Raw genomic sequence first — 9,181 nt, forward strand, 5'->3', positions numbered from 1 at the left:
TGTATTAAAAAGATATTTTGGGTTCAACTCATATACAATTTAAAATATATTGACAATTTTGAATAAAACAAAGAAGAGTATATTATTAATTTGTATATATGTGGTATAATAGCTTTAAGAATACAGTTATGAACTGTAAATTCCTCTTAGTAAATATTTTTACAATTAACTTAATTTACTATGAAGAGAGAGGGTGGACATCATAAAATTATCACCAAGGCAAGAAAAAATAATAGAATTAGTAAAAGAACATGCACCAATAACAAGTGAACAGCTTGCGTCTAAATTGAATGTTACAAGGGCAGCTTTAAGACCTGATTTAGCCATACTTACAATGACAGGCATATTAGAGGCAAAACCAAAGGTTGGATATATATATTCTCAAAAACCTTCTTACAGTTTATTATATGATTATATAATGGAAATAAAAGTAAAAGATATAATGTCAAAACCAGTAATGGTAGATGAAAATACTACTGTGTATGATGCGATACTATACTTGTTTCTAAATGATGTAGGGACTTTATTTATAGAAAACAATGGTGTTTTGATAGGAGCTGTTTCTAGAAAAGATTTTATAAAAATAGCTATGGGCAGTACAGATATGCATAAAATACCTGTAGGTGTAATAATGACAAGAATGCCTAATATAGTATGTGTGCAGAAGGATGATCCTGCATATTTAGCAGCTCAAAAAATAATGGAGCATGAAGTAGATAGTCTTCCAGTAGTAGAAAAGTCTTATGATAAATCCAAAAACGAGACGTTTAAAATTATAGGAAAAGTATCTAAAACCAACATAACAAGACTTTTTGTAAAGATAGGAGAAAGTAAATAAACCGATTATTCAGGTAAATCCTGTTAATATACAAAAATGTTAAAAACTTTATAAGGGAGATGTTTGTATGAATGGTAAGAAGTACGTTTATCTTTTCAATGAAGGAAATGCTGGCATGAGAAATTTACTTGGAGGCAAGGGAGCTAATCTTGCAGAAATGACCAATCTTGGCATACCCGTTCCCGGTGGATTTACTATATCCACAGAGGCATGTACCAAATATTATGAAGATGGTAAATCTATATCGCAGCAAGTTATAGATCAAATTTATGATGCACTTAAAAATGTGGAAGAGACAACAGGAAAAAAATTTGGAAGCATAGAAAATCCATTGTTAGTTTCAGTAAGATCAGGAGCCAGAGTTTCTATGCCAGGAATGATGGATACTATATTAAATTTAGGATTAAATGATGATACTGTAATAGGACTTAAAAAGTTGACAGGAAATGAAAGATTTGCGTATGATTCTTATAGAAGATTTATTCAAATGTTTTCAGATGTAGTTATGGGAATTGAAAAGAGAGAATTTGAAGATGTATTGGATGATGTAAAAAATGCTAAAGGAGTAAAATACGATACAGATTTAGATGAGTCCGATTTAAAGAATATAATCCAGAGATTTAAGGACATTTATAAAAAAGAAGTAAAGGAAGACTTTCCTCAAGATCCTAAAGAACAATTAATTCAGTCAGTTACTGCAGTATTCAGATCTTGGGAAAATCCTAGAGCAATAATTTATAGAAGGTTAAACGACATATCAGGTGATTGGGGAACTGCAGTAAATGTTCAATCAATGGTATTTGGAAATATGGGAGAAACTTCAGGAACTGGAGTTGCATTTACTAGAAATCCATCTACAGGAGAAAAGTCCATATTTGGTGAATATCTCATAAATGCTCAAGGAGAGGATGTAGTTGCAGGAATAAGAACACCTCAACCTATAACAAAGCTAAAAGAAGACCTTCCAGAATGTTATTCTCAATTTATGAGTATAGCAAATAAGCTTGAAAATCATTATAGAGATATGCAGGATATGGAGTTTACCATAGAACAGGGAAAATTGTATTTCCTTCAGACAAGAAACGGTAAGAGAACAGCTCAAGCTGCACTTAGAATAGCAGTAAATATGGTAGATGAAGGTCTCATCACTAAAGAAGAGGCCATACTTAAAGTTGAGCCTAAACAGCTCGACACACTATTGCATCCAAACTTTGACAGTGATGAATTGAAACGGGCAGTTGTAATAGCGAATGGACTTCCTGCATCACCAGGAGCAGCTTGTGGTAAGATATATTTTACAGCAGATGATGCTAAGAAACATCATGATCAAGGTGAAAAGGTAATACTTGTAAGGCTAGAGACTTCTCCAGAAGATATAGAAGGAATGGCAGCTTCTGAAGGAATACTTACAGTTAGAGGAGGCATGACATCTCATGCAGCTGTTGTAGCAAGAGGTATGGGAACATGCTGTGTAGCTGGATGTGGTGACCTTATCGTAAGTGAAAAGGAAAAGCTTTTCAAAAGATTAGATAAGGTTTACAAAGAAGGGGATTACATATCTTTAGATGGAAGTACTGGAAATGTATATGGAGAGCCTATAAAGACTGTAGCACCAGAAATATCAGGAGATTTTGGAATCTTCATGGGATGGGCTGACAATATAAGAAAATTGGGAGTTAGAACAAATGCAGATACACCAAGAGATGCAAACCAGGCTATTAGCTTTGGTGCCGAAGGAATAGGACTTTGTAGAACAGAGCATATGTTCTTTGATGAAGATAGAATACCAGAAATGAGGGAAATGATAGTTTCAAAAACGGAAGAGCAGAGGAGAAAAGCTTTAGATAAATTACTACCAAGACAAAAGAAAGATTTTATTGGAATATATGAGGCAATGGAAGGAAAACCTGTCACAATTAGATTTTTGGATCCACCACTTCATGAATTCTTACCTACTGAAACTGAGGATATAGAGTCTTTAGCCAAGGAAATGGGAGTAAGTTTTCAAGAACTAAAAGATACTATAGATTCTCTACATGAATTTAATCCTATGATGGGGCATAGAGGATGCAGGCTTACTGTTTCATATCCAGAAATAGCTGAAATGCAAACAAGGGCTATTATAGAAGCAGCTATAGATGTTAAAAAGAGAAAAGGGTATGATATAGTTCCAGAAATTATGATACCTCTTGTAGGAGAAATAAAAGAATTAAAATATGTTAAAGACGTAGTTGTGAGGGTAGCAGATGAAATAATACAAAAAGAGGGAATCAATTTAAAATATGAAGTAGGAACTATGATAGAAATTCCAAGAGCAGCTATTACAGCTGATGAAATAGCTAAAGAAGCTGAGTTCTTCTCATTTGGAACTAATGATTTAACTCAAATGACTTTTGGATTTTCAAGAGATGATGCAGGTAAATTTTTGAATGATTATTATGATAAAAAAGTATATGAGTTTGATCCATTCCAAAGGTTAGATCAAGTTGGAGTAGGAAAACTTGTAGAGACTGCTGTAAAATTAGGTAAAAAGACTAGACCTGACATTCATCTTGGAATATGTGGAGAACATGGAGGAGATCCATCTTCTGTAGAATTTTTCCACAATGTAGGACTTGACTATGTATCTTGTTCACCATTTAGGGTACCTGTGGCAAGGCTTGCTGCAGCTCAGGCTCAGATAAAGAATCCAAGACCAATCAAATAAATAAAATTAATAGTATGATTTTAATTTGAAAGCTTGATATAGTGGGCGGTTGAATAAGGATCGTGATGCTATGAAAAGGATAGAGTATTGTGACTTAATTTCATTAATGATTTTAAGTAAAATACTCTATTTTTTATTTTTTTGAAAGTGATGAAATAAAGTCATCTATCATAGATTCAAAGCTCTCATCTAAAGTTACTTTATTATTATGAAAATATCCAAAGGAATATAATGAGACAAAACCATGCAAAAGACTTCTTAAAGTTCGGCTCTTATGAACCAAACGGACTTCATCCTTAATGTAAAACTCTAAAATTTGACGAATGATACGATTAGTCCCTTTTGCCAAATTAAATAGCTCTGGGTTCTCCGTACTTGGAATACTCATAAAAAGTCTATAAGCGGTCGTATTTTCAAAAGCAAACTCTTTATAAATCTTGGCATATTCTTTTATGGCCTCATCACCACTCTTACCAATTAAGTTCTGCATTAATTTTTGATTCAATTCATTTAAAAGATATATTGTCATTTCTATTTTAAGGCTATCCATATTATTAAAATGATTATACAAAGAAGGATATTTTATATTCAATTTTTCAGCGATTTTTTGGAAGGTAAGTTGATTAAGACCAATTTCATCCGCCAAAGAAAAAGAAACCTGAATAATTTTTTCTTTAGTTAAATTTCTTTTTTGCATTCACTTCTCACTCCTATAATCTTATGTTATAACAGTAGTTTAACATTACAAAATATATTTATCAAGTTATATTTCATAGTTAATAAACTATACTTAATAATTTACAAACTATAAAATATAGTTTATAATCAAGTTGAAGATAGCAATAATGCAACTAGCAAGAATAAATAATATATACTTTACTATTGCCTTGCTATTTATTAATATTTTATTACGTATTTATATGTATTGATAGCACTGTCTATGGGGTTGGTTATTATTTAGAAATCTTATTATTAATTAAGTTATATAAAAGAAAGGAGTACATTTATGGAAATATGGAGAAAAAACTTAATAGTATGTTGGTTTGGAATATTTGTGGCTGCTATAGGAATGAGTCAGATTGCCCCAGTATTACCACTCTATATACAACATCTTGGAGTTCAAGACACAGCAACAATTACAAAAATTTCAGGAATTGCCTTTGGTATCACATTTATAATTTCAGCTATTTTTTCGCCAATTTGGGGAAGTGCAGCTGATAAATATGGGCGAAAGCCAATGATACTTAGAGCAAGCCTTGGTATGGCAATAACAATAGGATGCATGGGGTTTGCACCAAACGTGTATATACTCATAAGTTTAAGGTTACTTCAAGGTGTAATTACTGGCTATAGTACAGCTTGTACTGCATTGATTGCAACTCAAACAGATAAAGAACATGCAGGATATGCATTAGGTACACTTTCAACAGCTAGTATTGCAGGGGCTTTGCTTGGTCCAACTATTGGTGGTTTTATAGATGAGATATTAGGTTTACAAAGTGTATTTTTCATAACAGGAGCTTTACTTTTAATTTCCTTTATCACAACGCTTCTATTTGTAAAAGAATCATTTGTTAGAGAAGATAAAAAAGTGCTTACTATTAAAGAGGTATGGAGTACTGTTCCACAAAAAAGCTTAACTGTTACGATGTTTGTAACCTTCTTTATATTAGCTGTAGCATTATATTCTGTAGAGCCAATTGTAACAGTGTACGTTAAGCAACTATCCAATAATAGTTCACATATTGCACTTTTAGCTGGACTTACATTTTCAGCTTCAGGTTTTGCCAATATAATTGCTGCTCCAAGACTTGGAAAGCTTTCAGATAAGATAGGAGCTCATAAAGTAATGTTAACATGCCTTATATGTGCAGTGATTATTTTTATACCACAAGCTTTTGTACAAAATACTTGGCAGCTAATGGGACTTCGATTTTTATTAGGACTAGCATCTGCAGGACTTAACCCATCTGTCAATATTATATTAAAAAAGATAACACCTTCTTCTCTTACTGGCAGAGTATTTGGTTTCAACATGTCGGCAGGATATTTAGGAGTATTTGGAGGTTCAGTCTTAGGGGGGCAGATTGCAGGAATTTTAGGAATGCAGTATGTATTTTTTATAACAAGTGCATTGTTATTTATAAATGCAATTTGGGTCTACTTTAGAGTTTATAAAAAACTCAGTTTAAATTAGTAATATTATTAGATTGTTGGATGACTAATTTTTATGAAAAGTATTAAATAATTAATTCTATAAAAATAAAATTAAAAAGGAGATATGAATATGGAGAACCTGAAATTAAATAAAAATGAATTTATTGATGTAGGAAAAAGTGCTCTTGTACTTATAGACTTACAAAATGGAATTACAGCTAGAGAAGTTTCTCCTTCGCCTTATACAAGTGAAGAAGTTATTCAAAATGCAAGCAAGCTAGTCAATGCGTTTAGTGAGAAAGGAGCTTTTATAGTTCTTGTAAGAGTTTCTACTATAGATGGTAAAGATATGGTTAGACCAAAAACAGATTTAAAAGTTACTGGAATGAAATATCCAGAAGGATGGGATAACCTAGTACCTGAAATAGCAGATACCAAGGATGCCCATATTGTTACAAAGAGACAATGGGGGGCTTTTTATGGAACTGATTTAGATTTACAATTAAGACGTAGAGGAATTGATACTATTATATTAGGTGGAATTTCTACTAACATTGGTGTAGACACTACAGCAAGAGAAGCATATCAACACAGTTATAATCAAATTTTTGCAGAAGATGCAATGACAGCAGTAACAAAGGAAGAACATGAGTATGTTTGTAGATATATCTTCCCTAGGATTGGTAAAATTAGAACTACAAAAGAAATAGTTTCATTATTAAAATAAAATAGAAACCAAAATATTAAAGATTATTCAGATATTGTTGTGCCTAAAAAGGAAAAGATGTTGATGAAGGTGCTTGTGATATGATAGGACTTGGAAGACCTCTTCTTGCAGATCCTGATTAGGTAAATAAATTGCATCTGAGTAAAACTGCGTTGATACGATCATGCCTTTATGCCATGAAGGATGTCTAGGGCGTATGGTTGTGAAACAGCTCTTTATCTAAAAAAATTGGCAAAAAAGTTACTATTGTTGAAGCTATGGATAGTTTACTGGCTTTAAATGGTCCAAGCTATTTTGCTAACATGGGAATGCTTTTAGCTTTTATCCCATACAACCATATTGATGTTCTAACTTCGTCAAAGGCTGTAAAAACTACGGATAAAGGTGTTCTTGTAAATACAGAGGGCAGTGGTAAGCGGGAGATTGAGGCAGATTCAATAGTTCTTGCTGTAGGATATAATTCTAATAAAGAACTTTATAATTCTCTTAAATATGAAATCCCTGATATACGGCTTTTAGGCGATGCCAGGAAGGTTTCAAACATAATGTATGCTATTTGGGATGCTTATGAGGTTGTATCAAATTTGTAGTGAATAATTAGCAAATATAGGGGCTATAAATCGTTATCCAGGGACGTACCTGCTTTAATACTTCCACTTGGAGAAGTGGAAGTATTAAAGCAGGTAGTCATCGGATAAATGGAAAGCAAGCTTATATTTCTAAGTATAAGGTAACTTTTAATTACAAGCACTATATATTTTTTATATAATAAGTTGATTAAAATTATTAGTGCTCCAAACATTTTAACAAATCATAGTGTACAGAAATATCATTCCTATATTCATCAATAAAAATGCGATATAGTATTCTGTCATTAATCAGAGTTTGTACAAATATACCGTTTGAATAAATATCATACTGTTCGTCTTCAAATTCAAACATCTCCTTATTAGCTTTTGTAGCTTCAATCATAGTCCTGTCAAAGATTTTAATTTTTTGAAAAAACATTTCTTCACAACTAATTACCATAATATACTCTCCTTACAGATATATTTTCACTTATTCCTGGAATACTAGGACTTAGACAACAAATTCCACGTACAATCAAATAAATAATAGCTTGCATTCATTAATATAAAAATGTATATTAATTATAATTTCTGCACTTCACATACCTAATTATAGTATAATTCTAAAGCTTATTGTCGAAAGTTTACATTTCTTAAACATACTTAACGTATAATTAACATAACTAAAAAAGTTGTAATAAGGAGTGTTATATGATAGTTAATTAGGCTGTTACAAATGTTTTAACATAATAGATGAAGTAAAGGAAACTGTACAGTTTGGCAAGAATATGATTATTTATGGAGAGTTAAGTTCTTTAAAGATAGATAAAGCTATAAAAGCAATATCATTTTTTTATGTTTAAGTTTTTAGTAAGAAGTTAATCATTAAAGCTAGTTGATTTTTATTTTAAATGTTCTTGATAAGCTGAATATAAAAATTCATACTATTAAATAATAATAGTATGAAACTTTTTTTCTACGTATTTTCCTAAACTTATAATAAATTTAAACTGATTAATATTATTAGAACATTTTTTTAGTAAGTAGTAAAAAGAATTATGATTACATTTTGATATGTTTTTATAATAATCTCTAGATATTTTCCAAAATTTTTGAGGAAAAGCTAAATAAGATATTATATATTTATAATCATCTAATGTTAACGAAAAAGTTTTTTCGTATAAATTTAAACATTCTAATGTTATATCTAGCTGCCAGTTAGTAGAATTTCGCTTTAAAAATCTTCTTAAGAAATAGGAGATATCATGGGCACAATAGTCTATGCTGCATTTATCAAAATCTATTATCCAAATTTTATTGTTATCATCAAATATTATATTTTTATTTACGTAATCTAGATGGCATAGGCAGGTGTTTAAATTATCATAGTTTATAGAAGAAGATATTCTAGAGGACATTTGTGCCAATATAAGGTTGATTTCAAAATATTGTAGAAACAATTGTGAAAATTTATCTTTATATTTAACTGCTAAATTTGAGCAGTTTAATAGTTGCTTAAAATGTTTTTCAAAGGATATATATGTTTTTTCAAAATTAATCCTTTCAATACTACCTTTAATGGGAGTGAAGTTTTTGCTTACTTTATGCATTTTTGCTAAATTAGAAATGGATACTAAAAGATGATCTTTAATGTTATAATTACATTTGGTACCCGTTATCCAGGGAGTAAGCATAAAAAGCATTTCATTATATTTTACATATCGACCTCCATAAATTGTAGGTAATATTCTGGGAACTCTAATGTTATTTCTAAAAAGCCACTCTATGGCAGAATATACAAAAAGTAAATTTGCTTCATCAAAATATACTTTCTTTAAACAGTAATTTTTATTTAGATGACTTATTTTATATACTGCCCTCTGCTTATCTGTATTTTTAAATTTGATTCTATCTATAGATGCATCATTCATATTGTAATAGGGAAGTACATATTTTTTTACAGTTTTTTCAGATAACAAATCCATATAAAAACTCCTCAAAAGTTGTTCCTCTATAATAATATTAAAGTACCTTTTATAATATACATTATTTTAAAAAAAGAAGTTTCAGAAAATAAAATGTAACAAATTTCTCATATAGAGAAGAATAATTTTTACTAGTATGTGGGTAAAATAGGAATAAATATATAGCATTTACAGTAAAGTTACAGAATTATATTATAT

9 protein-coding genes are annotated in these 9,181 nt (G+C 30.5%); 5 read left to right on the forward strand and 4 right to left on the reverse strand.

The window, feature by feature from the left end:
- The first annotated feature begins 193 nt into the window (after nt 1–193).
- Complete coding sequence (locus tag CLCOS_RS15355) at nt 194–838, forward strand: helix-turn-helix transcriptional regulator (protein ID WP_013237478.1); 645 nt, start codon at nt 194–196, stop codon at nt 836–838.
- A 67-nt stretch (nt 839–905) separates the two neighbouring features.
- On the forward strand, nt 906–3,545 hold the full coding sequence (ppdK, locus tag CLCOS_RS15360) for a pyruvate, phosphate dikinase (protein ID WP_063601561.1): 2,640 nt from the start codon (nt 906–908) through the stop codon (nt 3,543–3,545).
- A gap of 133 nt (nt 3,546–3,678) precedes the next feature.
- Here ppdK and CLCOS_RS15365 read toward each other — a convergent pair whose 3' ends face one another.
- On the reverse strand, nt 3,679–4,242 hold the full coding sequence (locus CLCOS_RS15365; RefSeq protein ID WP_013237480.1) for a TetR/AcrR family transcriptional regulator: 564 nt from the start codon (nt 4,240–4,242) through the stop codon (nt 3,679–3,681).
- 309 nt (nt 4,243–4,551) lie between these two features.
- Between CLCOS_RS15365 and CLCOS_RS15370 the strand changes: the two genes are divergently transcribed.
- The 3 genes from CLCOS_RS15370 (at nt 4,552) to CLCOS_RS15380 (ending at nt 7,019) form a co-directional block, all read left to right on the forward strand.
- Nucleotides 4,552–5,742, forward strand: coding sequence for a multidrug efflux MFS transporter (locus tag CLCOS_RS15370; protein WP_029170023.1), 1,191 nt, complete (start codon nt 4,552–4,554; stop codon nt 5,740–5,742).
- A 90-nt stretch (nt 5,743–5,832) separates the two neighbouring features.
- Nucleotides 5,833–6,429 carry an isochorismatase family protein gene (locus CLCOS_RS15375; protein WP_063601560.1) on the forward strand — a complete coding sequence of 199 codons (597 nt, stop codon included), beginning with the start codon at nt 5,833–5,835 and terminating at the stop codon, nt 6,427–6,429.
- 257 nt (nt 6,430–6,686) lie between these two features.
- Nucleotides 6,687–7,019 (forward strand): hypothetical protein, encoded by a 333-nt coding sequence (locus CLCOS_RS15380; protein WP_063601559.1) that lies wholly within the window; start codon nt 6,687–6,689, stop codon nt 7,017–7,019.
- Nucleotides 7,020–7,215: 196 nt separating this feature from the next.
- Here CLCOS_RS15380 and CLCOS_RS15385 read toward each other — a convergent pair whose 3' ends face one another.
- The 3 genes from CLCOS_RS15385 to CLCOS_RS15390 form a co-directional block, all read right to left on the reverse strand.
- Nucleotides 7,216–7,458: a hypothetical protein gene (locus tag CLCOS_RS15385; protein ID WP_013237484.1), complete on the reverse strand. Its 243-nt coding sequence runs from the start codon at nt 7,456–7,458 to the stop codon at nt 7,216–7,218.
- Entirely contained in the window at nt 7,448–7,555 is a 108-nt protein-coding gene (locus CLCOS_RS23205; RefSeq protein WP_153042946.1) for a hypothetical protein, read from the reverse strand. The genes CLCOS_RS15385 and CLCOS_RS23205 overlap by 11 nt, the downstream gene beginning before the upstream one ends.
- 390 nt (nt 7,556–7,945) lie before the next feature.
- Nucleotides 7,946–8,983, reverse strand: coding sequence for a CotS family spore coat protein (locus tag CLCOS_RS15390; RefSeq protein ID WP_063601558.1), 1,038 nt, complete (start codon nt 8,981–8,983; stop codon nt 7,946–7,948).
- Nucleotides 8,984–9,181: the final 198 nt, after the last annotated feature.

The organism is Clostridium coskatii (assembly GCF_001675205.1).
Lineage (GTDB): Bacteria > Bacillota > Clostridia > Clostridiales > Clostridiaceae > Clostridium_B > Clostridium_B ljungdahlii.

Excerpts from the sequence above, each read along its gene's own strand:
- ppdK (WP_063601561.1), top strand. The coding sequence starts at position 906 with ATGAATGGTAAGAAGTACGTTTATCTTTTCAATGAAGGAAATGCTGGC.
- CLCOS_RS15365 (WP_013237480.1), bottom strand. The coding sequence starts at position 4,242 with ATGCAAAAAAGAAATTTAACTAAAGAAAAAATTATTCAGGTTTCTTTT.
- CLCOS_RS15370 (WP_029170023.1), top strand. The coding sequence starts at position 4,552 with ATGGAAATATGGAGAAAAAACTTAATAGTATGTTGGTTTGGAATATTT.
- CLCOS_RS15375 (WP_063601560.1), top strand. The coding sequence starts at position 5,833 with ATGGAGAACCTGAAATTAAATAAAAATGAATTTATTGATGTAGGAAAA.
- CLCOS_RS15380 (WP_063601559.1), top strand. The coding sequence starts at position 6,687 with ATGGATAGTTTACTGGCTTTAAATGGTCCAAGCTATTTTGCTAACATG.
- CLCOS_RS15385 (WP_013237484.1), bottom strand. The coding sequence starts at position 7,458 with ATGGTAATTAGTTGTGAAGAAATGTTTTTTCAAAAAATTAAAATCTTT.
- CLCOS_RS23205 (WP_153042946.1), bottom strand. The coding sequence starts at position 7,555 with ATGCAAGCTATTATTTATTTGATTGTACGTGGAATTTGTTGTCTAAGT.
- CLCOS_RS15390 (WP_063601558.1), bottom strand. The coding sequence starts at position 8,983 with ATGGATTTGTTATCTGAAAAAACTGTAAAAAAATATGTACTTCCCTAT.